The organism is Pseudomonas sp. F2, from assembly GCF_057174385.1.
Window position 1 is genome coordinate 4,110,832 of the sequence record NZ_CM169904.1, and the last position, 22,953, is coordinate 4,133,784.

The 22,953-nt window shown below is 61.4% G+C and carries 19 protein-coding genes; 9 read left to right on the plus strand and 10 right to left on the minus strand.

Annotation, left to right across the window (positions count from 1 at the left end; all coding sequences use genetic code 11):
- Window positions 1-7 precede the first annotated feature (7 nt).
- Both mutM and AC193Q_RS18555 read right to left on the minus strand, forming a co-directional pair.
- Entirely contained in the window at window positions 8-820 is an 813-nt protein-coding gene (mutM, locus tag AC193Q_RS18550; RefSeq protein WP_047297159.1) for a bifunctional DNA-formamidopyrimidine glycosylase/DNA-(apurinic or apyrimidinic site) lyase, read from the minus strand.
- A 25-nt stretch (window positions 821-845) separates the two neighbouring features.
- Window positions 846-1,658 (minus strand): HDOD domain-containing protein, encoded by an 813-nt coding sequence (locus tag AC193Q_RS18555; RefSeq protein WP_179295008.1) that lies wholly within the window; start codon window positions 1,656-1,658, stop codon window positions 846-848.
- 228 nt (window positions 1,659-1,886) lie between these two features.
- Here AC193Q_RS18555 and AC193Q_RS18560 point away from each other — a divergent pair, with 228 nt between their 5' ends.
- The 6 genes from AC193Q_RS18560 to ilvD all read left to right on the plus strand — a co-directional run bounded on the left by AC193Q_RS18560 (window position 1,887) and on the right by ilvD (window position 9,700).
- A complete protein-coding gene (locus AC193Q_RS18560; protein WP_182402882.1) occupies window positions 1,887-2,426 on the plus strand; it encodes a type 1 glutamine amidotransferase domain-containing protein in 540 nt (179 codons plus the stop codon).
- A gap of 268 nt (window positions 2,427-2,694) precedes the next feature.
- Window positions 2,695-3,891 (plus strand): class I SAM-dependent rRNA methyltransferase, encoded by a 1,197-nt coding sequence (locus tag AC193Q_RS18565; protein WP_041063621.1) that lies wholly within the window; start codon window positions 2,695-2,697, stop codon window positions 3,889-3,891.
- 437 nt (window positions 3,892-4,328) lie between these two features.
- Window positions 4,329-5,402 (plus strand): SagB family peptide dehydrogenase, encoded by a 1,074-nt coding sequence (locus AC193Q_RS18570; protein ID WP_047297162.1) that lies wholly within the window; start codon window positions 4,329-4,331, stop codon window positions 5,400-5,402.
- Window positions 5,399-6,376, plus strand: coding sequence for a diiron oxygenase (locus AC193Q_RS18575; protein WP_483878671.1), 978 nt, complete (start codon window positions 5,399-5,401; stop codon window positions 6,374-6,376). The genes AC193Q_RS18570 and AC193Q_RS18575 overlap by 4 nt, the downstream gene beginning before the upstream one ends.
- Window positions 6,369-7,601 carry an MFS transporter gene (locus tag AC193Q_RS18580; protein ID WP_483878672.1) on the plus strand — a complete coding sequence of 411 codons (1,233 nt, stop codon included), beginning with the start codon at window positions 6,369-6,371 and terminating at the stop codon, window positions 7,599-7,601. Before AC193Q_RS18575 ends, AC193Q_RS18580 begins: the two co-directional genes overlap by 8 nt.
- 257 nt (window positions 7,602-7,858) lie before the next feature.
- Complete coding sequence (gene ilvD, locus AC193Q_RS18585; protein WP_483878673.1) at window positions 7,859-9,700, plus strand: dihydroxy-acid dehydratase; 1,842 nt, start codon at window positions 7,859-7,861, stop codon at window positions 9,698-9,700.
- Window positions 9,701-9,893: 193 nt separating this feature from the next.
- On the opposite strand, the gene AC193Q_RS18590 is transcribed toward ilvD, so the two are convergent.
- Window positions 9,894-10,949 carry an HAD family hydrolase gene (locus tag AC193Q_RS18590; RefSeq protein WP_047297167.1) on the minus strand — a complete coding sequence of 352 codons (1,056 nt, stop codon included), beginning with the start codon at window positions 10,947-10,949 and terminating at the stop codon, window positions 9,894-9,896.
- 241 nt (window positions 10,950-11,190) lie between these two features.
- Here AC193Q_RS18590 and AC193Q_RS18595 point away from each other — a divergent pair, with 241 nt between their 5' ends.
- Window positions 11,191-12,582, plus strand: coding sequence for an L-cystine transporter (locus tag AC193Q_RS18595; protein WP_041063642.1), 1,392 nt, complete (start codon window positions 11,191-11,193; stop codon window positions 12,580-12,582).
- A gap of 90 nt (window positions 12,583-12,672) precedes the next feature.
- Here the strand turns inward: AC193Q_RS18595 and AC193Q_RS18600 are convergent, their stop codons facing one another.
- Window positions 12,673-13,185, minus strand: a complete 513-nt coding sequence (locus AC193Q_RS18600; RefSeq protein WP_047297169.1) for a dihydrofolate reductase — start codon at window positions 13,183-13,185, stop codon at window positions 12,673-12,675.
- Window positions 13,186-13,270: 85 nt separating this feature from the next.
- Between AC193Q_RS18600 and AC193Q_RS18605 the strand changes: the two genes are divergently transcribed.
- Together AC193Q_RS18605 and AC193Q_RS18610 are read left to right on the plus strand one after the other, a co-directional pair.
- Window positions 13,271-14,644 carry a DUF2868 domain-containing protein gene (locus tag AC193Q_RS18605; RefSeq protein ID WP_483878674.1) on the plus strand — a complete coding sequence of 458 codons (1,374 nt, stop codon included), beginning with the start codon at window positions 13,271-13,273 and terminating at the stop codon, window positions 14,642-14,644.
- Entirely contained in the window at window positions 14,637-16,013 is a 1,377-nt protein-coding gene (locus AC193Q_RS18610) for a GTPase/DUF3482 domain-containing protein (protein WP_239778355.1), read from the plus strand. The genes AC193Q_RS18605 and AC193Q_RS18610 overlap by 8 nt, the downstream gene beginning before the upstream one ends.
- A 68-nt stretch (window positions 16,014-16,081) precedes the next feature.
- Here AC193Q_RS18610 and AC193Q_RS18615 read toward each other — a convergent pair whose 3' ends face one another.
- The 6 genes from AC193Q_RS18615 to AC193Q_RS18640 all read right to left on the minus strand — a co-directional run bounded on the left by AC193Q_RS18615 (window position 16,082) and on the right by AC193Q_RS18640 (window position 22,953).
- Window positions 16,082-16,696: a phosphonate degradation HD-domain oxygenase gene (locus AC193Q_RS18615; protein WP_483878675.1), complete on the minus strand. Its 615-nt coding sequence runs from the start codon at window positions 16,694-16,696 to the stop codon at window positions 16,082-16,084.
- Window positions 16,696-17,829 (minus strand): TIGR03364 family FAD-dependent oxidoreductase, encoded by a 1,134-nt coding sequence (locus AC193Q_RS18620; protein ID WP_483878676.1) that lies wholly within the window; start codon window positions 17,827-17,829, stop codon window positions 16,696-16,698. Before AC193Q_RS18620 ends, AC193Q_RS18615 begins: the two co-directional genes overlap by 1 nt.
- A 142-nt stretch (window positions 17,830-17,971) precedes the next feature.
- Window positions 17,972-18,997 carry a putative 2-aminoethylphosphonate ABC transporter substrate-binding protein gene (locus AC193Q_RS18625; protein WP_315438313.1) on the minus strand — a complete coding sequence of 342 codons (1,026 nt, stop codon included), beginning with the start codon at window positions 18,995-18,997 and terminating at the stop codon, window positions 17,972-17,974.
- Between the two features lie 35 nt (window positions 18,998-19,032).
- Window positions 19,033-20,757 (minus strand): putative 2-aminoethylphosphonate ABC transporter permease subunit, encoded by a 1,725-nt coding sequence (locus tag AC193Q_RS18630; protein WP_483878677.1) that lies wholly within the window; start codon window positions 20,755-20,757, stop codon window positions 19,033-19,035.
- On the minus strand, window positions 20,757-21,833 hold the full coding sequence (locus tag AC193Q_RS18635) for a putative 2-aminoethylphosphonate ABC transporter ATP-binding protein (protein WP_483878678.1): 1,077 nt from the start codon (window positions 21,831-21,833) through the stop codon (window positions 20,757-20,759). The genes AC193Q_RS18630 and AC193Q_RS18635 overlap by 1 nt, the downstream gene beginning before the upstream one ends.
- A gap of 256 nt (window positions 21,834-22,089) precedes the next feature.
- Window positions 22,090-22,953 (minus strand): LysR family transcriptional regulator, encoded by an 864-nt coding sequence (locus AC193Q_RS18640; protein WP_047297500.1) that lies wholly within the window; start codon window positions 22,951-22,953, stop codon window positions 22,090-22,092.

The window sequence follows — 22,953 nt, forward strand, 5'->3', positions numbered from 1 at the left end:
TTTTACCTCAGGTCTGACAGCGCGGACAGAACACACTGGCCCGTTGCCCCAGCTTCACTTCCCGCAGACCGGTGCCGCAAACCTTGCAGTGCTCACCGCCACGACCATAAACGAAGAGCTCCTGCTGGAAGTACCCCGGTTGCCCGTCGCCGCCAATGAAATCACGCAACGTGGTGCCGCCGCGCTCGATGGCTGCGGCGAGGATGCGTTTGATCTCGATTGCCAGCTTCAGATAACGCGCCCGGGAAATGCTCTTGGCTTCGCGCCGCGGATCAATCCCGGCGGCGAACAGCGCTTCGGTCGCGTAAATATTGCCGACGCCCACCACCACCGCGTTGTCCATGATGAACGGCTTGACCGCCATCGAACGCCCGCGTGACAACTGGAACAGCCGCTCGCCGTCGAACAGATCGGTCAATGGCTCCGGTCCGAGGCGAATCAGCAGTTCGTGATTGAGCGGGTCGCTACTCCAGAGCATCGCGCCGAACCGGCGCGGATCGGTGTAGCGCAGGGCCAGCCCGGATTCCAGCTCGATATCGACATGCTCATGCTTGGCCGCTGGCATCCCGACCTCAACCAGCCGCAAGTTACCGGACATGCCCAAGTGGCTGATCAGCGTGCCGACTTCGGCGTTGATCAGCAAATACTTGGCCCGCCGCTCGACCAGCACAATGCGCTGCCCGGACAGGCGCACATCGAGGTCCTCGGGGATCGGCCAGCGCAACCGGCGATCACGCACGATGACCCGGCTGACACGCTGACCTTCCAGGTGCGGAGCGATCCCGCGGCGGGTGGTTTCGACTTCCGGCAATTCAGGCATGGGGGTCTCGAATCAGTTTGCTAAATCAGTGTGCGCCAAGTTCGCGGATCGTCTGCTTCAACGTTTCGAAGTCGTAATCCGAGAGGCCGATGTACTCCAGCACCAGCGGCCCGACGGCCTGCCATTCGAAGTCTTCGGTCTGGTTGCCCAGCACCCGGTACGACGCGCAGATGTGCTCGGCCATCTTCAGGATCGCCAGCAGGTTTTTCATCTGACTGTTGCGCGAGGTTTCGTCGCTGAAAATCGCCAGGGCATTGTGGTGGTTGGCGATGGCTGCACTGACGTGTTCCGGCAGGCGCCAGGACTTGGCGGTGTAATAACCGACCACCGAGTGATTGGTGTTGTAGACATCATTCTCGGTGTCCACGACCCGGCGCTCGGCACTCGCGTTGGCGTAGGCCTTTTCGAGTGTCGTCATGTAATCCGGGAAACGCTGAAGCATCAGCGGCACGCCGCAGTCGTGGAAAAGCCCCAAGGCGTAAGCCTCGTCGCTGGCCTCGGTGCCGACGCGCTTGGCAAGGGTCAGGCAGGTCATGGCCACATCCTGGGCGGTATCCCAGAAACGGTTGAGGGTGACGATGGTGTCGTCATTCATCTCGCCCTTGATCGACATGGCGTTGATCAGATTGACGATCGAACGGCTGCCCAGCAGGTTCACCGCGCGCTTGATCGAAGTGATCTTGTTGCTCAGGCCGTAATACGGCGAGTTGACGATTTTCAGCAGCGAACCGGACAGGCCGGGATCCTGGGAGATCAGCTTGGCGATCACCTCCAGGTCCGGGTCGGGCATGTACTGCTCCATTTGCAGATCCACCATGATCTGCGGCTGCGCCGGCACACTGATGCCTTGCAGGGATTGTTGAATCTGTTCGGTGGTCAGCTCTTGGGACATAAGTACACACTCTGGGACAGGCGGCGATTCTAACCTCTAAAAACCGCACGACGACACACCAGTGGGCAATTGTCAGGAACTTTCATTCACGCTCAGGCTTCGGACTGTGTAAGGCCGACCGGACAAACAAGCACCGGCTCGGCGGTAATTTCCCGCAGACTCAGGAGCTTATTGATGACTACCTCCCTCACCGGCAAACGCGTCGCCATTTTGGTAACAGACGGTTTCGAACAGGTCGAGTTGACCGGCCCCAAGCAGGCTCTCGAGCAGGCCGGCGCCCAGGTCGACATCCTCTCCGCCGAGGCCGGCAAGGTCAAAGGCTGGAACCACGACAAACCGGCGGATGACTTCAAGGTCGACCAGACCTTTCAAGGCGCCAGCAGCGAGCAGTACGACGCGCTCGTCCTGCCGGGCGGCGTGCAGAACTCCGACACCATCCGCATCGACCAGGATGCCCAGCATCTGGTGAAAACCGGGGCCTCCGCCGGCAAACCGATTGCGGTGATCTGCCATGGCGGCTGGTTGCTGATTTCCGCCGGTCTGGTCAACGGCAAAACCATGACCAGTTACAAGACCCTCAAGGATGACCTGGTGAATGCCGGGGCCAACTGGGTCGATAAAGAAGTGGTCAAGGACGGTCATCTGATCAGCAGCCGGCAGCCGGATGATATTCCGGCGTTCAACAAGGAGCTGATCGACGCGCTGTCAGCCTGATCTGTGGGCTAGTGAATTCATGTGGTGAGGGGATTTATGTGGCGAGGGGATTTATCCCCGATGGACAGCGCAGCTGTCCCAAATCGATTCACGCGGTCAGTCAGACAACTGCGTTCGGGGTTTGCGGCTGCTACGCAGCCGATCGGGGATAAATCCCCTCGCCACAGTAAACTCCTTCTTCACTGATTGCCCTTGCCACATATCCACTCACCAGCCAATCAGGCCGAGCAACACGCTATACTCCCGCTCTTTTTTCCGGAGCGACGTCATGTCCCTGCCTAGCCTGCGCCTCAAAGCCAACGCCGACCGTCGCCTGCGCAACGGCCACTTGTGGGTCTACAGCAACGAAATCGATGTGGCCGCCACGCCACTGCACGGCTTCAAGGCCGGCGATCAGGCGATCCTCGAAGCTGCCGGCGGCAAGCCGCTGGGCATCGTTGCCATGAGCCCGAACAACCTGATCTGCGCGCGTCTGCTGTCGCGCGACATCAAGTTGCCGCTGGACAAGTCGCTGCTGGTGCACCGCCTGAACGTGGCCCTGTCACTGCGCGAGCGTCTGTTCGACAAGCCGTTCTACCGCCTGGTCTATGGCGACTCCGACCTGCTGCCAGGTCTGGTAGTCGACCGTTTCGGCGACATCCTCGTCGTGCAGATCGCCTCGGCGACCATGGAAGCGCATAAAGATGCCGTGATCGCTGCACTGACCCAAGTGCTCAAGCCGAGCGGCATCCTGTTCAAGAACGATTCCGCCGCCCGTGATGCCGAAGGCCTCAACCGCTACGTCGAAACCGTGTTCGGCCTGGTGCCGGAGTGGGTGGCCCTGGAAGAGAACGGCGTGAAATTCGAAGCGCCGGTCATTGGCGGCCAGAAAACCGGCTGGTTCTACGACCACCGCATGAACCGCGCCCGTCTGGCCCCTTACGCCAAAGGCAAACGCGTTCTCGACCTCTATAGCTACATCGGTGGCTGGGGCGTGCAGGCTGCCGCGTTCGGCGCCAGCGAAGTGTTCTGCGTCGACGCATCGGGCTTTGCCCTCGACGGCGTCGAGCGTAACGCCGCGCTGAACGGCTTCGCCGACAAGATGACCTGCATCGAAGGTGATGTGTTCGAAGCGCTGAAGGAACTCAAGGCCAGCGAAGAACGTTTCGATGTGATCGTTGCCGACCCGCCTGCGTTCATCAAGCGCAAGAAAGACATGAAGAACGGCGAAGGCGCCTACCGTCGCCTGAACGAGCAAGCCATGCGCCTGCTGACCAAGGACGGCATTCTGGTCAGCGCTTCATGCTCGATGCACCTGCCGGAGGACGATCTGCAGAACATCCTGCTGACCAGCGCCCGCCACCTGGACCGCAACATCCAGTTGCTTGAACGCGGCGGTCAAGGTCCGGATCATCCGGTACACCCGGCTATCGCCGAGACTCGCTACATCAAGAGCATTACCTGCCGTCTGCTGCCGAACAGCTGATTGCCCATGAAACGGGGAGCCTGCGGGCTTCCCGTTGGCTTTACGGCGATGCAATATCGTCGAATTTCTTTCCTTTTCCTACAACTAACTTCCTACATGTACGCAGGACATTTCCCTGCGCGTTGAATTTCAAGAACTAAAACTTACAAACTTGACCTTGCAGCACATCCACTCCGACAAAATTAATAGAAATTTCCTACCCAAGTATCGCTTGCCAATAATTCATTACAACCTATTATTAAGTTGTCACCACGACGGTGACATTCACTCTCAATGAACAAGGAGTTCATACTTATGAAAGCAATTACTCTGGAAACCAACAAAATCGCAAACCTGGCTTTTCTGGTTGCGCCTAAAACCCGCTAAGTAAACCGGAACGCTGGGGAGTGCCGGCACCCCAGCGTTCTTTCGACTATATCCAGAGTGATGAATACAACATGTACATCAATCCTTATTTATTCATATTGCCGCGCACACCCGGACAAATAGTCTGGAACTACAAAAACCACACTCAACATGAACTGGACCTGACTTACTCTTGTCGACTTGCACAACTAATCAACAATCCGGAACAGTTCGACAGACGCAACATAATAGACTCACAACTTCTAAACGCAGGCATATTAACCGTTGCAAAAATAGACAGTCCGCCATGGGGCTGGGACGAGCTGTCGAAGATTTATCATATTGGTACCCAGAACATTCCCTGCGAACAGACACCCCGGAATATTCATGAGTGGTCCAGGCAATACCTGAACCATTGCAGCGCAGTGCTGACCACACCGGCACCCGCTCAAGATCGCCCGATACTTGAAGACGCACCTCGAATCGCCCTCCCCGCCTCTGCGGCCCTGACCGTCGCCAGCCTGGGTAATGTCCTGCGCTTGAGAAAAACCTGCCGCTCCTTTACTGGCGAAGCGATCACGCTCGGCGACGTCGGCACACTCATGTATCTCACACTGGGTTTTCTTCACCATCGCGACCATGACCGCGACGAAAGCATCGCCGAAGGCCTCGGCGCCCGTCGCAGCAGTCCCTCCGGGGGTGGACTGAACGCGTGTGAAGGCTTTCTTCTGGCACGCAATATCGAGGGGCTTGAGCCGGGCCTCTACGCCTATCACCCGGCAGAACACGCGCTCAGCCGGGTCAACCCATTGCCCGAACCTGCGCTCGGTCATTTGCTGGCGGGCCAGCATTTCATCAATAACCTGCCTCTGGGCCTGTTCATCACCGCTCGTTTCGACAAGCTCTGGTGGAAGTATGAACACTCGCGCGCCTATCGCATGGCGTTCGTCGAGGCGGGTCATCTGTCGCAGACCTTTCAACTGGTGGCCACGGCGCTGGGCCTGGGAACGTGGCTGACCGGGGCATTCGCTGATCGGCAGGTCGAAGCCCTGCTCAAGCTCGAAGGCAGCGCTGAACAACCGTTGTTCTTTGTCGGCTGCGGTGCCAGCGACGGTCAGGCGATGTGTCAGGAAATGCGCGACCTGTTGCTGGAGACACGGACATGAACGTGCCATCCACGGATCTTCCCGAAGCACCAACGTCCTGGGCGCTTCGATTTACCCTCGGCGACTGGAACAACCACGCTTCGGTACGCACCAGCCGGCACGACTACCGTTTGCCGGAGGACCTGCAATTGCAACTGCAGACCCGCTTCTGGTTCCCGCCGGCCTTCCTGCCGTATCTGTCCCATCCGGCCATCGAAGCCGCAGGCAGCAAGGTCATGCATCGGCTGGCAGCCAGCCACCTGGTGCACTTCCTGGACTACACCACGCTGCTTGAACACCGCATCGTCAACCGCGCCGTGGAAACCATCGTCCACGGCGAGTTGCCCGCGTACATTCCTCCACGGATGAAAACCGCCGCGCTGCAGCTGTATACCGACGAGGGTTATCACGCGCTGTTCTCCCATCAACTGGCCGAACAGATCGCCGAACTGCATGGTTTTACCGGTCGTCCGCAGATGCCGCTGCGCATCACCCGCCTGACCGGTCAGATTGCCCGAACGCCGGAGAGTAAACGCCCGCTGGCATGGTTTCTGCTGGGTTTCGTCTCGGAAACCATCATTGCCCGGGAGCTGCTGGATGTGTGTCGGGAAACACTGGTCAGCAGCGTGAATGACATGTTGCGCGATCACCTCGCTGACGAAGCGCGCCACAGCCGGTTTTTTTCCGAAGTCTTCCACTATCTCTGGTTGACCCTGAACAGCCGCCAGCGCGCCTTCGTTGCCAGAACCTTGCTGGAGACCCTGGCGACCTTCTTCGAAGTGGACGAGCAATGGCTGCACCAAAGTCTGCACCGCGCCGGTATCGGCGAAGCTGCGATCAAGGAAATCCTCGACAGCCTGACCAACGAGCACGCCAGCCGCCAGCGTGCCAGATCCGGAGCCGTGGCCACACTTGCCGCACTCGAAAGGGCCGGATTTTTCGCACTACCCAACAACCGTAAACTTTTCGCCAAGGCAGGACTGATCGATGCGTGAAGGACGAAAGGCAGTAACAACCCGACAACGCCGCGGGGCGGTCAGTCTGCTGTTGGCCATGGTGCTGCTGGGGGTGTTTCCGCTGGATGTTCTGCTGCCGTCGTTCCCGGCGCTGGCTGAACACTTCGCCCGCACTCCGGCCGACATCGCCCTGTCGATCAGCCTGTTTGCCGTGGGCATTGCCTTCGCCCAGCTGGTGATCGGACCGTTGTCCGACGTCATCGGGCGCAAGGGATTGTTACTTGCCGGCATGGCGGTTTCGATCCTCGGCGCCATCGGTTGCGTGATGACCAGTGACTACATACTGTTCATGGCTTTTCGCATCGTGCAGGCCATCGGTTGCGGCTGTTTTGTCCTGTCGCAGGCGCTGGTACAGGACCTGTTCGATGGCAAGGAACGCGATCGCCTGCGGATCCTGATGGTGACCGCCACCGGGATCTTCATCTCTCTGTCACCGTTGGCTGGCAGCTTCTTGCAAGCGGCCTTGGGCTGGCGCGGCAGCTTCTGGCTGTTCATCGCCCTGGCGGCTGCGGTGTTGCTCAAGGCCTGGCTGTTTCTCGACGGTGGTCGACCAGACGTCAACGCTACACCGCTCAATTTCCTCAGCGCCTATCGACGGGTGCTCGGGGATTTCGAGTTCGTCGGCTACTGGCTGATTTCGGCTTTCGCATTCGCCTGTCACTTCTCGTTCATCGTCATTTCGCCGTTGATCTTCATGGATCAGTTGCAGCTGTCAGCCTACGACTTCTCGCTGATCCTGCTGATCTACGGCGCGGCTTATGTAACAGGCGGAATTGCCGCCGCGCTATTGAGCCGGCGCATCAGTTCTGCGCAACAGATCGTGGCCGGGTTGAGCCTGATCCTGCTGGCAGGGCTGGTGATGCTATTCCTGTCGCAGCACTCTGCACTCTCGCCCGCTACGGTATTGATCCCGATGCTGATCTGCACCGCCGGCACCACCATCTCACGCCCGGCCGCCACCTCACGAGCCATGGACCTGTTCCCGGAGAACGCCGGTACGTCAGCCTCGGCCGGCAGCACAATCATTTTTATTTGTGGTGGGTTGATCAGCGCACTGATCAGCCTCAGCCCGAGCAATCTGCAAGCGACCCTCGGCTACAGTTTTGTCCTGCTCAGTTGCATCGCACTGGCGTTGAATAGGCGGATCAGCCGCCACGCCAGAGCGCTCGACACCAATCCCATCACCAGCACGGGCGGCGATTGAACCTGCCGGTCGTCCTGCCACACGCACCGTCGGCACTGGAACAACGCTTTGCGCCATTCCCTCCAGACGCCAGCGGTGTAGAATCGACTGATTCATCGCCATTCATCCCCCGGCGGGTTTATGAGCTCAGGCTGAGGCAAGCGGCGATCCCGCAAAGTCATCGGCAACATCCAGGACACACGGCCATTTCTGAGTGTTCCAGACGTCAATAGAAGCTCACTCCCTTTTGATACCTGATTAGCCGCCCGGAGTGCTCCATGCCAGATTACCGCTCGAAAACATCCACCCACGGCCGCAACATGGCCGGCGCCCGCGCACTGTGGCGCGCCACCGGGATGAAAGATGACGACTTCAAGAAGCCGATCATCGCCATTGCCAACTCCTTTACCCAGTTCGTTCCTGGCCACGTGCACCTCAAAGACCTCGGTCAACTGGTCGCTCGTGAGATCGAACGCGCCGGTGGCGTCGCGAAAGAATTCAATACCATCGCCGTGGATGATGGCATCGCCATGGGTCACGACGGCATGCTGTATTCGCTGCCGAGCCGCGAGATCATCGCCGACTCCGTCGAGTACATGGTCAACGCCCACTGCGCCGACGCCATCGTCTGCATCTCCAACTGCGACAAGATCACCCCGGGCATGCTGATGGCCGCCTTGCGCCTGAACATTCCGGTGATCTTCGTGTCCGGCGGTCCGATGGAAGCCGGCAAGACCAAACTCGCTTCCCACGGCCTCGACCTCGTCGACGCCATGGTGATCGCCGCCGACTCCAACGCTTCTGACGAGAAGGTTGCCGAGTACGAGCGCAGCGCCTGCCCGACCTGCGGTTCGTGCTCCGGCATGTTCACCGCCAACTCGATGAACTGCCTGACCGAAGCCCTTGGCCTGGCGTTGCCGGGCAACGGTTCGACCCTGGCCACCCACAGCGACCGCGAACAGCTGTTCCTGCAGGCCGGCCGCACCATCGTCGAGCTGTGCAAGCGTTACTACGGCGAAAACGACGAATCCGTGCTGCCGCGCAACATCGCCAACTTCAAGGCGTTTGAGAACGCGATGATGCTCGACATCGCCATGGGTGGTTCGACCAACACCATCCTGCACCTGCTGGCGGCCGCCCAGGAAGCCGAGATCGATTTCGATCTGCGCGACATCGACCGTCTCTCGCGCAGCGTGCCGCAACTGTGCAAAGTGGCGCCGAACATCCAGAAGTACCACATGGAAGACGTGCACCGCGCTGGCGGCATCTTCAGCATTCTCGGTTCGCTGGCCCGTGGCGGCCTGCTGCACACCGACCTGCCGACCGTACATAGCCGCAGCATGGAAGAAGCCATCGCCAAGTGGGACATCACCCAGACCACCGACGAAGCCGTGCATCACTTCTTCAAGGCCGGCCCGGCGGGCATCCCGACCCAGACTGCGTTCAGCCAGTCGACCCGTTGGGAAACCCTGGATGACGACCGTGAAAACGGCTGCATCCGCAGCTTCGAACACGCCTATTCGAAAGAAGGCGGCCTGGCCGTGCTGTACGGCAATATCGCGCTGGACGGCTGCGTGGTGAAGACCGCCGGCGTTGACGAGTCGATCCACGTCTTCGAAGGCAACGCAAAAATCTTCGAAAGCCAGGACAGCGCGGTGCGCGGCATCCTTGCCGACGAAGTGAAGGAAGGCGACATCGTCATCATTCGCTACGAAGGTCCGAAAGGCGGCCCGGGCATGCAGGAAATGCTCTACCCGACGTCATACCTGAAGTCCAAAGGCCTGGGCAAAGCCTGTGCGTTGCTCACCGACGGGCGCTTCTCCGGCGGTACTTCCGGCTTGTCGATCGGCCACGCTTCGCCAGAAGCTGCGGCCGGCGGCGCGATCGGTCTGGTGCAGGACGGCGACAAAGTGCTGATCGACATTCCGAATCGCTCGATCAACCTGTTGGTCAGCGATGAAGAACTGACTGCACGCCGGGTCGAGCAGGACAAGAAAGGCTGGAAGCCGGTCGAACAGCGTCCACGCAAAGTGACCACCGCTCTGAAAGCCTACGCTTTGCTGGCGACCAGCGCCGACAAGGGTGCGGTGCGTAACAAGGCGATGCTCGACGGGCTGTAAGCGTCGAATCGCAGTAACGAAAATGCCCCGCCAACGTGCGGGGCATTTTTTCGCCTGATCGAATCAATGGATGAACACGAGGTCCCCATCGCTGGCAAGCCAGCTCCCACAGGGATTTATGGCGTTCTCTCCATTTGTGTTTCACCTTGGACACTGTGGGAGCTGGCTTGCCAGCGATGGGAGCGACCCGGTCTTACTGAATCTCTTCAGGCTTGACGATCACCCAGTTCTTGTCCGCCGTCACCGGCAACCCTTCCTTGGCCTGCGCCGCTGCGTGCTTGGCCATCATGCCGTTCAATTGAGTCATGTATTTGTCCTTGCGGTTGACCCACAAGTGAATGCCGCCCTTGGCCACATCCACATCGTGGAACAGCATGTAGCCATCGCTGCTCGGGGTGTCGCCGCCCACCAGTACCGGTTTTTTCCACTCATCGATGTAGGTCAGGATCGCCGCATGCTTGCCGGCCATCCAGGTCGCCGGGGTCCACAGGTACGGCGTCAGTTCGAGGCCGAGGTTGGCCTTCTCGTCATACTTGCCGGCGGTGATCTGTTTGCGCGCTGTGGTCAGTTCGCCGGTTTCGCGGTTCTTCAGCAGCGTGGTCACGCCGATCACGTTTTGCGGTTTGACGTTGTAGCCGTACTTCGGATCGGCCGCGACCATGCGTACCAGTTCTTCCGAGGCAGCGGTCATCACGTAGACCTCAATGCCATTCTCCATCAGCTTGTTGTACAGCTCGGCCTGGCCGGTGAAGACTTTCGGCGGCTGCACATCGAGGTTCTTCACCACGTCGCCGTCGTAATAAGTGGTCGGCACCGGTTTGCCCGACGCCATCAGCTCATCGACGTAGCCCTTGAGTTCCTTGAGGGTGAAGCCGGAGAATACCTGCGCCACCCACGGGTAGCAGACCATGTCGTCGACTTCGCACAGGCGATAGTAGTAACTGAACAGGCTTTCCTTATGGTCGGCGGTGTCCTTGAACGGCATCAGCTTCAGGGAGGGATCGAGTTTGTCGCGGGTGATCAGGCCCTTGTTTTCCATGAACGGCAGCAACGACTCTTCGAGGTCATAGCGGTAACTGGTGTTGTCCATGTCGAACACCGCGTAGTTACCTTTGTTGGCGTTGGCCGCGATCATCGCGTCCAGTGCCTTGGCCTGATCCGCCGGCCAGTGCTTGAGATCGGTGGCGAATGCGTGAGCGGCTAGACCCAGTCCAAGAACCACAGCGAGCATTTTCGGTGCGAACTTCATCGGCGTTTTCTCCCTGACTGAAAGACATCGACGCTAACAAATAAGTGTGACAGTCCTCGTCTGTCAGCGACCGCTTACGTCTCTTCAACGCCAGTTGCATTGCCAAGAGCGACAAGCGCTTATTCCAAAAACGACGGACGACCTGCTATTTCGGTATTAATTCATTGGAAATCAAACTGTTAGGCTTGCCGGTTCGCAGTTGCCCCAGAAGGCGACTGGCACAAGTCTTATCGGAGTCTTCATGAATCTGCCGCTGATCCTCAATCTGCTGGTGTTCCTCGCCCTGCTCTTCGGTCTGGCGCAAACCCGCCACACGACGTGGAGCCTGGCGAAAAAAGTCCTGCTTGCACTGGTGCTGGGCGTGGCGTTCGGCGTGGCCCTGCACACCGTTTACGGTGCCGGCAACCCGGTGCTGAAAGCCTCGATCGGCTGGTTCGATCTGGTCGGCAACGGTTACGTGCAGTTGCTGCAAATGATCGTGATCCCGCTGGTGTTCGCCTCGATCCTCAGCGCGGTGGCCCGTCTGCACAACGCCTCGTCGCTGGGCAAGATCAGCTTCCTGACCATCGGCACGCTGCTGTTCACCACCGCGATTGCGGCGCTGATCGGTATCGGCCTGACCAACCTGTTCGGCCTCACCGCCGAAGGCCTGGTCGCCGGTACTCAGGAAATGGCCCGTCTGCAAACCATCCAGACCGACTACGCCGGCAAGGTCGCCGACCTGAATGTGCCGCAACTGCTGCTGTCGTTCATTCCGCAGAACCCGTTCGCCGACCTGGCCCGGGCCAAGCCGACCTCGATCATCAGCGTGGTGATCTTCGCGGCTTTCCTCGGTGTCGCGGCGCTGCAACTGCTCAAGGATGACGTCGAAAAAGGTCAGAAAGTGATCAACGCCATCGACACCCTGCAAGCCTGGGTGATGCGTCTGGTGCGTCTGGTGATGAAGCTGACCCCGTACGGCGTGCTGGCGCTGATGACCAAAGTGGTCGCCGGTTCCAACCTGCAGGACATCATCAAGCTCGGCAGTTTCGTCGTGGTTTCGTACCTCGGTCTGGGCCTGATGTTCGTGGTGCATGGCCTGCTGGTGTCAGCGGCCGGGATCAACCCGCTGCGTTTCTTCCGCAAGATCTGGCCGGTGCTGACGTTCGCGTTCACCAGCCGTTCCAGCGCCGCGAGCATTCCGCTGAGCATCGAAGCGCAGACCCGTCGTCTGGGCATTCCACAGTCGGTAGCAAGTTTTGCCGCCTCGTTCGGCGCGACCATCGGCCAGAACGGTTGCGCCGGCCTGTACCCGGCGATGCTCGCGGTGATGGTGGCCCCAACAGTCGGCATCAATCCGCTGGATCCGCTGTGGATCGCGACGCTGGTGGCAATTGTGACCCTGAGCTCGGCCGGTGTGGCCGGGGTCGGTGGCGGCGCGACATTCGCCGCACTGATCGTGCTGCCGGCGATGGGCTTGCCGGTGTCACTGGTGGCGCTGCTGATTTCGGTGGAGCCGCTGATCGACATGGGTCGTACGGCGTTGAACGTGAGTGGTTCGATCACCGCGGGTGCGATTACCAGCCAGGTGATGCAGCAGACCGATAAAGCGCTGCTGGATGCGGATGAGCATGCGGAGCTTGCTCAGGCTTGATGTAAAGCACGATCAAAAGATCGCAGGCTTCGCCAGCTCCTACAGGGGACATGCGTAAACCTTGTAGGAGCTGCCGCAGGCTGCGATCTTTCAGGCTTTTTCCCAGACTTCGAAGTTGTACGCAGGCTTGTCGCCCTCAGCCGGATTCGGCACATTCGACACCAGCTTCCACTGGTTCAGATCGAACTGAGGAAACCACGCGTCCCCTTCCGGGCTCAGCGCCACACGGGTCAGATACAGACGATCGGCCTGCGCCAGCCCTTGCGCATACAACTGCGCGCCACCAATCAGCATCAGCTCATCGACGCCCTGGGCTTTCGCCCATTCCTCGGCACGCACCACCGCGGCTTCCAGCGACGGATACACCTCCGCGCCTTCCAACACCAAGTCTGGCTGGCGGCTGACCACGATGTTCAAGCGCCCCGGCAGCGGACGACCGAGGGAATCCCAGGTCTTGCGACCCATGATGATCGGCTTGCCGAGGGTCGTGGCCTTGAAGTATTTGAAGTCCCCCGGCAGGTGCCAGGGCATGCTGTTGTCGACGCCGATCACGCGGTTTTCACCGAGGGCTGCGATCAGGCTGAGGGGGAGTGATTTAGTCATACCGGCGAGGATACCAGAGCCTCGCTTGACCCGATAAGCGCCACAGCGGTTATGCTCACGGCTCAATTGAGCAACGGAATGGCGCGTGACTGAACTGACTCCCCTGCAAAACCTCTGGCTGACTGAAACCATCCGCCTGCGTGAAGAGCACGCAGGTCCCCTGGAGGATCTGGAAGCCAATCGTCTGGCCCGCGCGGCCGGCGGCGATCTGTCGAGCCGTATTCAGCGCCGGGCGGCGTGGCTGGCCGAGCGCGACGGGCTGAGCACGGCACTCAAGCACTGGCTGCAGGGCGCGCGTCTGGCGCTGGTGCTGCTGGTCATTTTCGCGCTGCTGAGCGGTGCCGGTCTGGCTTTCGCCGCACTGAGCCAGTCACCGGTGAATGTGTTCTGGGCCTTGGGCAGCCTGCTCGGGCTGAATTTGATTCTGCTGCTGAGCTGGGCGCTGGGGCTGATCTTTGCCGGTGAACACGGCGCCACCCTCGGGCGCCTCTGGTTGTGGCTCAGCGAAAAATTCGCCCGCGACGCCAAAGCCGCGCAACTCGCACCGGCCCTGCTGCTGATGTTACAGCGCAGAAAACTCAATCGCTGGGCCCTCGGCACATTGGTCAATGGCCTGTGGTTGCTGGCGATGCTCAGCGCACTGGTGCTGCTGCTGGCGCTGATGGCAACCCGGCGCTATGGCTTCGTCTGGGAAACCACGATCCTCAGCGCGGATACGTTCATCAACCTGACCCAAGCCCTTGGCGCGCTGCCGGCGCTGCTCGGTTTCAACGTACCCAGCGTGGAAATGATCCGTGCCAGTGGCGACGCGGCGCTGGGTATCGAAAGCGCGCGACAGGCCTGGGCGACCTGGCTGGTCGGTGTGCTGGTGGTCTACGGCGTGCTGCCGCGTCTGCTGCTGACGCTGTTATGTTTCTGGTGCTGGAATCGCGGCAAAGCCGCGCTGGCGCTGGACCTCAACTTGCCCGGCTACGCCCAGTTGCGCGAACGGCTGATGCCGACCAGCGAACGCCTCGGCATCAACGACGCGGCGCCTGAGCAGTTGCATCGGGTCGAAAGCAGCGTCAGCGAACACGCCAGCGAGGGTGCCCTGCTGGTCGCCATCGAACTCGACGATCAACGCTCCTGGCCACCAGCGCTGCCGAAAACCGTGAGCAACGCCGGCATTCTCGACAGCCGCGAATCGCGCAACAAACTCCTGGAGCAACTCAGCCGTTTCCCTCCGGCACGCCTGCTGATCGCCTGCGATCCACGGCGCTCGCCGGATCGCGGCAGCCTCGCGCTGATCGCCGAACTGGCGCGCAACGCCAGCGCCACCCGCGTCTGGCTGCTGCAAGCACCGCCCAGTGAAGCGCTGGACAGCGCCCGCCTCGGCGACTGGCATGTCGCGCTGCAACAGCTGGAATTGCCGTTCGCCGATTGCGCACCGATGAACTGGCTGGAGAACGGTCATGACTGATGCCCGCAAAGCCCCGCTGAAACTCGCGGTGGTCGGCCACACCAACGTCGGCAAGACCTCGCTGCTGCGCACCTTGACCCGTGACGTCGGTTTCGGCGAAGTCTCGCACCGCCCGAGTACCACCCGCCATGTCGAGGGCGCGCGGTTGTCGGTGGACGGCGAGCCCTTGCTTGACCTCTACGACACGCCGGGGCTGGAAGATGCCATTGCCCTGCTGGATTTCCTCGAGCGTCTGGAGCGCCCCGGCGAACGCCTCGACGGCCCGGCTCGACTGGCGCGGTTTCTCGACGGCAGTGAGGCGCGCCAGCGTTTCGAACAGGAGGCGAAAGTGCTGCGGCAACTGCTCGCCTCCGATGCCGGACTGTATGTGATCGACGCCCGTGAGCCGGTGCTGGCCAAGTATCGCGACGAACTGGAAGTGCTGGCCAGCTGCGGCAAACCGCTGCTGCCGGTGCTGAATTTCGTCAGCAGCGCCAGCCATCGCGAACCGGACTGGCGCGAAGCGTTGGCGCGGCTCGGCCTGCATGCGCTGGTGCGGTTCGACAGCGTTGCGCCGCCGGAAGATGGCGAGCGCCGCCTGTACGAAAGCCTCGCGCTGCTGCTGGAAAACGCCCGGCCGCAACTGGAACGGCTGATCGCCGATCAACAGGCCCAGCGCCTGGCGCGCCAGCAAAGTGCGGCACGCCTGATCGCCGAATTGCTGATCGATTGTGCGGCGTGCCGGCGCAGCGTGGTCAGCGACGCCGAGCAGGAACAGCAAGCCATCAGCGAACTGCGCAAAGCCGTGCGTCAGCGCGAACAGAAATGCGTTGAGGCGCTGCTCAAGCTCTACGCCTTTCGCCCGCAGGACGCGTCGGCCAGTGATCTGCCGCTGCTGGATGGGCGTTGGGGCGATGACCTGTTCAACCCGGAAACCCTGAAGCAACTCGGCGTACGGGTTGGCGGCGGGATGGCGGCAGGCGCTGCGGCCGGGGCTGGCGTGGATTTGCTGGTGGGCGGGATCACCCTTGGCGCTGCGGCGCTGGCCGGTGCGCTTGCCGGCGGCGCGCTGCAAACGGCGCGCAGTTATGGCAGCCGTCTGCTCGGCAAGATCAAGGGCCAGCGCGAGTTGACCGTGGATGACGGGGTGCTGCGGCTACTGGCGTTGCGTCAGCGGCAGTTGCTGTCAGCGCTGGATCAACGCGGACATGCGGCGATGGACGCGGTACAGGTCGCCACCCCGCAGGACAAGAGCTGGCGCGAGGGCAAGTTGCCCGAGGCGTTGAACAAGGCGCGGGCGCATCCGCAGTGGTCGTCGCTCAATCCCCATGCGAAGTTGAATCAGGCGGAGCGGCAGGAGCAGATAGATCTATTAGCTGCGGATTTGTAGCGCCTGATCCGGCCTCTTCGCTGGCAAGCCAGCTCCCACAGGGTTCTCGGCGAAAACCCATTTTGTGATCAACCAAGATACCTGTGGGAGCTGGCTTGCCAGCGATGGCAGCCACTCGGTTCCAAGACCTGAGAAGACAAAAGACGCACCGCTTTCTCCTTCAGCAAGCCGAGGTCAATCACGGGGATATCTATCTCCTTGGCCAACTCATCCCACTGGCGCATGCGCAAACTCACGGCACACAACGGATCACGCTCAAACACATCCGCCTCCTCCTCGCTCATCACCCCGCCCTGATACTCCAGGGTCCGGCGACTCGCTTCACTCAGGCGCTCGAAATACCCAGGCTCACGCAACGTCAGGTAACGCTTGGCCTCAACGTGATATTCCACCAGCCGCGCCATACGCTCACTGAAACCCGCTTCACGCAAATAATTCGCACCCAGGCGCTCATGGCTGACCACGCCATACCCGCCCATGTTCTCGGCGCCCTCGGCACACAAATGACCGATGTCATGGAAGAACGCCGCCAGCACCACTTCATCATCAAACCCTTCAGCCATCGCCAACTGCGCGGCCTGAGACATGTGCTCGATCTGCGACACTGGCTCGCCGATGTAATCGCTGGTGCCGAAGCGCTCGTACAACCCGAATACCCGAGCGACGATTTGTGGATGATCCATCAGATTTCCTCCAGCCACTGCGCGACGTTGCGCTCGGCCAATGCCGGGCCGACGCTCATGCCGACGCCGGTGTGCATCAGCGCCACACTCAGCCCCGGTGCCGGGCGCAGCAACGAAAACGGCCCCGGCCCACGCGCACCGTAGACGCCCTGCCAGCGCTCGAGCACTTGCACCTTGCAGCCCAGCGTCTGTTCGGCCAGCTCGAGCATCCAGTTGTCCACTTGCTCGGCATTGAACGGCGACGGATCGCTGCCGTAATGGTGGGAGTCGCCGATGATCAGCTCGCCATACGGCGTCGGGCTGATCAGCAGATGAATGCCGTTGTCGTGCAGGTGCGGTTGTTCGCGCAGGATCTGCGCCTGCACCGCTGCCGCTTGCGGCAAGTCGGCGAAAGCGCCGTAGTGCACGCAGCTCAGTCCGGTGAGCAAGGCGTGTTGCAGGTTCAGCTCGACTTGCGGTTTGGCACGGAGCATTTGCAGGCGACAGATCTGCGGATCGAGCGCAGCGATCGGCTCGGCCAGCAGGGTCTGATAATCGTGGCCGGAGCAGACGATGATTTGCTTTGCCGTGAAGCTGCCGGCGGTGCTGTACAGGTGTCCGGGTTCCACGTCGCGCACCAGCGTCGAGAAGTGAAACTCGACGCCGAGGTCGCGGCGCAGGTAGTCGATCAACGCCGGAATCGCTTCCCGCGAGTACAGCTGTTGATCGTCCATGCCGTGCAGCGCCGCCCGGTGGTGACTGAACTGGCCGTGGTACAGATCACGCAGGGCAGCGCCACGCAGCAAGGCCACGTTGTAACCGTGCTCCACGGCGCGGCCGTTGCAGAAAGCTTCGAGCAAGTGCTCTTCGGCTTCGCTGCGGGCGAACAGGTACGAGCCGTTGCGCTTGAGCTGCAGACCGGCGAGTTGCGCCCAGTCGCCCCAGATCTCGCGGCTGGCCTTGGCCAGTTCGAGCATCTGACCCGGCGGCTGGCCGGTGACCAGCGCCTGACCGAAGTTGCGCACCGAAGCGCCGAGGGGCGTGGCGGTGCGTTCGAAAACGCTGACCTTGAGGCCGCGTTTGGCGGCGGCGTAGGCGTGGGACAGGCCGAGGATGCCGGCGCCGACGATGAGCAGGTCTTGGTGTTGGGTCATTTAGAGGTGCTCTGAATGAGAGACCGTCATCGCTGGCAAGCCAGCTCCCACAGGTATCGAGGTGTTCACAAAATTCGTGTTCAGCGCAAAACCCTGTGGGAGCTGGCTTGCCAGCGATGAGGCCCTGTCAGTCGATAAAATCTTACTTGGCAGCGACTTTCTCGGACTTGCCGTCATAGCGCTTGCGCCATTCGGTCAGGATCTCGTCGCGATTCTTCGAAGCCCACGCGAAGTCGTTCTTGATCAGGCGCTGCTCGTAGTCGGCCGGCAGTTCGGTCTGTGGCTTGGCGATGCCCGGCTGGGCGAGGACGGCGAAGTTTTCCTTGTACAGGTCCATCGCCTCGGCGCTGACGGAGAAGTCCGCGAGTTTCTTCGCTGCGTCTTCATGCGGTGTGCCTTTGATCACCGCAGTCGCTTCGATCTCCCAGCCCAGGCCTTCCTTCGGCAGGATGATGTCCAGCGGCGCGCCCTGGCGTTTCAGCTGTACCGCCGGGTATTCGAAGGAAATGCCGATCGGAAATTCGCCCGCAGCGGCCAGTTTGCAAGGCTTGGAACCGGAGTGAACGTACTGGCCGATGTTCTGGTGCAGGCCGTCCATGTAGGCCCAGCCCTGCTTCTCGCCAAAGGTTTGCAGCCAGGCGCTGACGTCGAGGAAACCGGTGCCGGACGACGCCGGGTTCGGCATGACGATCTTGCCCTTGTACTCAGGCTTGGTCAGATCCTGCCAGCTCACCGGTTTACTCAGACCCTGCTTTTCGGCTTCGACGGTGTTGAAGCAGATGGTCGCGGCCCACACGTCCATCCCGACCCAGGCGGGCGGGTTGGCGGCGTCGCGGTAGTTCGCGCCGATCTTGCCAAGATCCTTCGGTGCGTAGCTTTGCAGCATGCCCTGCTGATCGAGGATCGCCAGGCTCGACGCGGCCAGGCCCCACACCGCGTCGGCCTGCGGACGGGCCTTCTCGGCCAGCAGTTTGGCGGTGATGATTCCGGTGGAATCACGCACCCACTTGATTTCGACGTCCGGGTTGGCCTTCTCGAACGCAGCCTTGTAAGCGGTCAGTTGCTCGGCTTCGAGGGCGGTGTACACCGTCAACTCGGTTTTTGCCGCGAAGGCATTCAGGCTGAAAGTAGCGAGCACAGCAGCGGCCAGGGCCATAGGCTTGAACATGATCGTTTTCCTGTCTTGAGTTGAGGTTGGGAAAATCAGTGACCGGGCGCGGTTTGCCGCCAGGCCTGGGAACGGCGCAGCAAGCCGCGCGAAGCCCACGCCAGCAGCAAGGACACGCCTGCCGAGGTGAACAGAATCAGGGTCGACATCGCTGCCGCGCCGCCGACGTTGCCGGCGTCATCCATGTTCAGCACCGCGACCGCCGCGAGGATGGTGTCGGGGCTGTAGAGGAAGATCGCCGCCGACACCGTGGTCATCGCCGAGACAAACAGGTAGCGCACGATGTCCAGCAGCGCCGGCAAACAGATCGGCACGGTGACGCGCAGGTAGTGGCGGTACAGCGGCGCCTTGAGCGACAGCGCAGCGGCTTCGAATTCCGCGTCGAGCTGGCGCAGTGCGGTGGTCGCGGTCATTTGTGCGGTGGTCAAGTAGTGCGCAATGGTGCAGACGATCAGCAGGGTCATCGTGCCGTACAGCACGTGCAGCGGGTTGCCGCTGAGGTTGAAGAAGAAGACATAACCCAGACCGAGTACCAGCCCCGGCACGGCCATCGGGATGAAACTGAGCATGCGCAGCGCCAAATTGAGGCCGCGCTGGCTGCGGGTTTTCTCCATCAGGTAAGCGCCGGTGAAGATCAGCACGCTGCCGATCAAAGCGGTGCCCAGCGCCATCTTCAGGCTGTTGCCATAGGCCAGCCAGCCGCCGCCGGCGGTTTCGTTGAACTGGTAGTGATTGAGCGACAGCGACAGGTTGTACGGCCAGAACTTCACCAGCGACGAAAACACCGCCATGCCGAACACCAGCAGCAACGCCGCGCTGATCAACACAACAATCGCCAGATAGCAGGCATCACGCATTTTCGACGGCGCTGGTTTGAATACTTGCGCACGGCCACTCATGGAATCGCCGTGACGCCGACGCAGCCAGGCATCGACGCCGAAGCTGAACAGCGCCGGCAGCAACAGCACCATGCCGATCAACGCGCCGCGGCCGAATTGCTGCTGGCCGACCACGGCTTTGTAGGCCTCCAGTGCCAGCACTTGATAGTCGCCACCGACCACCACCGGCACGCCGAAATCAGTGATGGTCAGGGTGAACACCAGACAGAACGCGGCGAATACCGCTTGCCGGGTCGCCGGCCAGGTGATGCTGCGAAAGGCTTTCGCCGGACTGGCACCCATGCTCGACGCCGCATCAAACAGCCGCGCATCGGCCAGCGACAGCGCCGACAGCAGAATCATCAACGCATGGGGAAAGGTGTAGATCACCTCGCCCAACACAATCCCCCAGAACCCGTAGATGTTGTCCGAAAGCAGCCCGCGCAGCATGCCTTGGTTGCCGAACAGATAAACCAGCGCGATCCCCGGCAGCATCGACGGCGCCATCAACGGCAGCAGGGAAATCCCGCGCCAGAGGCCCTTGGCCGGCATCAGCGAGCGCTGCAGAGCGTAGGCAAACAGGTAGGCCAGCGGGACGACGATGGCCGCGACGCTGAGGGAAACTTTCAGGCTGTTGCCGAGCAGCCAGTGGAAATTCTCGCTGCTCACCAGCTCCTTGGCGGCGAGCCAGCCACCGCCCTGCCCGGCCTCGCTACTGAAACCGCGCCAGAAGATCGCCAGCAATGGCAGGAACACCGCGACACCGAGCAGCAACAGCAGCAGGAGTTTGCCACCGAGGACGAAGATCCGGTCGCCGACCTCGGCCCCGGACACTCGCCGCGCTTGCTTGTGCGGTAGCGGCAGTGCGATGTTCGCGCTCATCAGGCAAACACCTGCAGGCTGCGCGGCGGCAAGGCGACCATGATCTGCTGGGCGCCGAGGCGCGGCATGGCTTCCGGCGCCAGTTCGGCGAGCAGCGAATGGCCCGGCAACTGATCGAGTTCGAAGCTCATGCGGCAGCGGTTGCCGAGGAACGTGATCTCGCGAACCTTGGCCGGGAACAGGTTTTCTTCGTGCACCAGCGGATTGACGTTGATCGCTTCCGGACGGCAGAACAGTCGGCCCGAAGCGCCGATCACGCTGCCATCCGCCAGACGCACATCCATCCCGCCAACCCGGGCGTGACTGGCGCTGCTGCGCTGGAACGGCAGCCAGTTGCCCTGCCCGACGAACTCGGCCACGAACGGCGTGGCCGGGCGGTTGTAGATGTCCTGCGGGGTGGCGTACTGCTCGACCCGACCGTTGTGCATCACGGCGATGCGGTCGGCCATCAGCATGGCTTCGTCCTGATTATGGGTGACCATCAGGGTGGTGATGCCGAGGTTGCGCTGCAGCTGGCGCAGTTCGGTGCACAGATGCTCGCGCACCCGGGCGTCCAGCGCCGACATCGGCTCATCGAGCAATAACAGCGACGGTGCCGGGGCCAGGGCACGAGCCAGGGCGACACGTTGTTGCTGGCCGCCGGACAACTGGCCCGGGTACTTTTTCTCACTACCGCTGAGGCCGACCAGTTCCAGCATCTGCCCGACGCGACGGCGTACTTCGTCGCGACCGCTGCCGGCGAGGCCGTAGGCAATGTTCGCTTCAACTGTCAGATTGGGGAACAGCGCGTAGGACTGGAACAGGATGCCGTAGTCCCGGGCTTGCGGCGCGAGCTGCGAAACATCGCGGTCACCGAGGTACAACTCGCCGCTGTCCTGCTTCTCCAGCCCGGCGATGCAGCGCAACAGCGTGGTCTTGCCGCAGCCCGACGGGCCGAGCAGGCACACCAATTCACCGGCGGCGACATCGAGGGAGACGTTATCCAGTGCGGTGAACGCGCCGAAGCGTTTCTGCACGCCGCGCACTTTCATCGGCGCACCGGGGTTGGTCAGGGCAGTTGCGATGGCAGGATTCATGGACAGACCTCATCAAGCAGATGGGGCCCATCCTAGAGTTGTAATGCGTCCGTCATGTGGCAGTGAGGCAAAAACGGCCGATAGTGGTATTCGGGGATTTTGGTTCAGGTTTCAAGTCATGGGTTGCCGGGTCTGGCCCCATCGCTGGCAAGCCAGCTCCCACAAGGATCTTCAGTGAATGCAGATTTTGTGAACACCTGAAATACCTGTGGGAGCTGGCTTGCCAGCGATGGGGCCAGTACGAGCAGTGAAGAAATCAGGCCGGGGACATTTCCTGAGCCAAGCCGAGGAAGGCCGCCGGCAACCGCGCACCCTTGCGCTCCTTGAGGCAATAGAGGTACTCGGGAATCTGCGGCGCATTCTCGATGGTCAGCACGCGCAACTGCGGATCATGCGGCACTTCCTGGCGGGCAATGATGCTGATGCCGATATTGCGCAGCACCGCCTCGCGGATCGACTCACGGCTGCCGATCTCCAGCAACGGCCCGAAACTGACCCCGGCGCTTTCCAGCAACTCCTCGGTCAAACGGCGGGTGGTCGAACCGGACTCGCGCATCAGCAAGGTATGCCCGGCCAAAGCACTCAACGCCACATGCTCCTGCGCCGCCAGCGGATGATTGCGATGCACCGCCAGCACCAGCGGATCGCTGCCCAATACCCGGCGAATCAAGCGCGCATCCTCAAGCAACTGCGACGACGCCGCGACATCGACGCGGTAATCCTCCAGCGCTTCGAGCACCTGCTGCGAGTTGCCGATTTCCACCGACACTTCCACCTGCGGCAGGCGCTCGCGGAAGGTCTTCACCAGATCGAGGATGTAATACGGCGCGGTCGCAGCGATGCGCAACGTGCCCTGCACCTGACCGCTGTTGCGCAGGAAGAACTCGATATCGGCCTCCTGCTGCAACAGCGCCTTGACCATCGGCAGCAGTCGCGCGCCTTCGTCGCTGACGCTCAGGCGCCGACCGCCACGGTAGAACAGCTCCACCGAATACTGGCTTTCCAGATTGCGGATCTGCGTGGTCACGGTGGGTTGGCTGAGGCCGAGCTTTTTCGCCGCCAGCGTCATGCTGCCCAGGCGGGCGACCATATAAAACGCTTTCAGCTCGGCACTCAGCAC

What these genes read in the sequence shown, in the direction of transcription:
- mutM (WP_047297159.1), bottom strand. Translation starts at nt 820, where the DNA reads ATGCCTGAATTGCCGGAAGTCGAAACCACCCGCCGCGGGATCGCTCCG.
- AC193Q_RS18560 (WP_182402882.1), top strand. Translation starts at nt 1,887, where the DNA reads ATGACTACCTCCCTCACCGGCAAACGCGTCGCCATTTTGGTAACAGAC.
- AC193Q_RS18565 (WP_041063621.1), top strand. Translation starts at nt 2,695, where the DNA reads ATGTCCCTGCCTAGCCTGCGCCTCAAAGCCAACGCCGACCGTCGCCTG.
- AC193Q_RS18570 (WP_047297162.1), top strand. Translation starts at nt 4,329, where the DNA reads ATGTACATCAATCCTTATTTATTCATATTGCCGCGCACACCCGGACAA.
- AC193Q_RS18575 (WP_483878671.1), top strand. Translation starts at nt 5,399, where the DNA reads ATGAACGTGCCATCCACGGATCTTCCCGAAGCACCAACGTCCTGGGCG.
- AC193Q_RS18580 (WP_483878672.1), top strand. Translation starts at nt 6,369, where the DNA reads ATGCGTGAAGGACGAAAGGCAGTAACAACCCGACAACGCCGCGGGGCG.
- ilvD (WP_483878673.1), top strand. Translation starts at nt 7,859, where the DNA reads ATGCCAGATTACCGCTCGAAAACATCCACCCACGGCCGCAACATGGCC.
- AC193Q_RS18590 (WP_047297167.1), bottom strand. Translation starts at nt 10,949, where the DNA reads ATGAAGTTCGCACCGAAAATGCTCGCTGTGGTTCTTGGACTGGGTCTA.
- AC193Q_RS18595 (WP_041063642.1), top strand. Translation starts at nt 11,191, where the DNA reads ATGAATCTGCCGCTGATCCTCAATCTGCTGGTGTTCCTCGCCCTGCTC.
- AC193Q_RS18600 (WP_047297169.1), bottom strand. Translation starts at nt 13,185, where the DNA reads ATGACTAAATCACTCCCCCTCAGCCTGATCGCAGCCCTCGGTGAAAAC.
- AC193Q_RS18610 (WP_239778355.1), top strand. Translation starts at nt 14,637, where the DNA reads ATGACTGATGCCCGCAAAGCCCCGCTGAAACTCGCGGTGGTCGGCCAC.
- AC193Q_RS18615 (WP_483878675.1), bottom strand. Translation starts at nt 16,696, where the DNA reads ATGGATCATCCACAAATCGTCGCTCGGGTATTCGGGTTGTACGAGCGC.
- AC193Q_RS18620 (WP_483878676.1), bottom strand. Translation starts at nt 17,829, where the DNA reads ATGACCCAACACCAAGACCTGCTCATCGTCGGCGCCGGCATCCTCGGC.
- AC193Q_RS18625 (WP_315438313.1), bottom strand. Translation starts at nt 18,997, where the DNA reads ATGTTCAAGCCTATGGCCCTGGCCGCTGCTGTGCTCGCTACTTTCAGC.
- AC193Q_RS18630 (WP_483878677.1), bottom strand. Translation starts at nt 20,757, where the DNA reads ATGAGCGCGAACATCGCACTGCCGCTACCGCACAAGCAAGCGCGGCGA.
- AC193Q_RS18635 (WP_483878678.1), bottom strand. Translation starts at nt 21,833, where the DNA reads ATGAATCCTGCCATCGCAACTGCCCTGACCAACCCCGGTGCGCCGATG.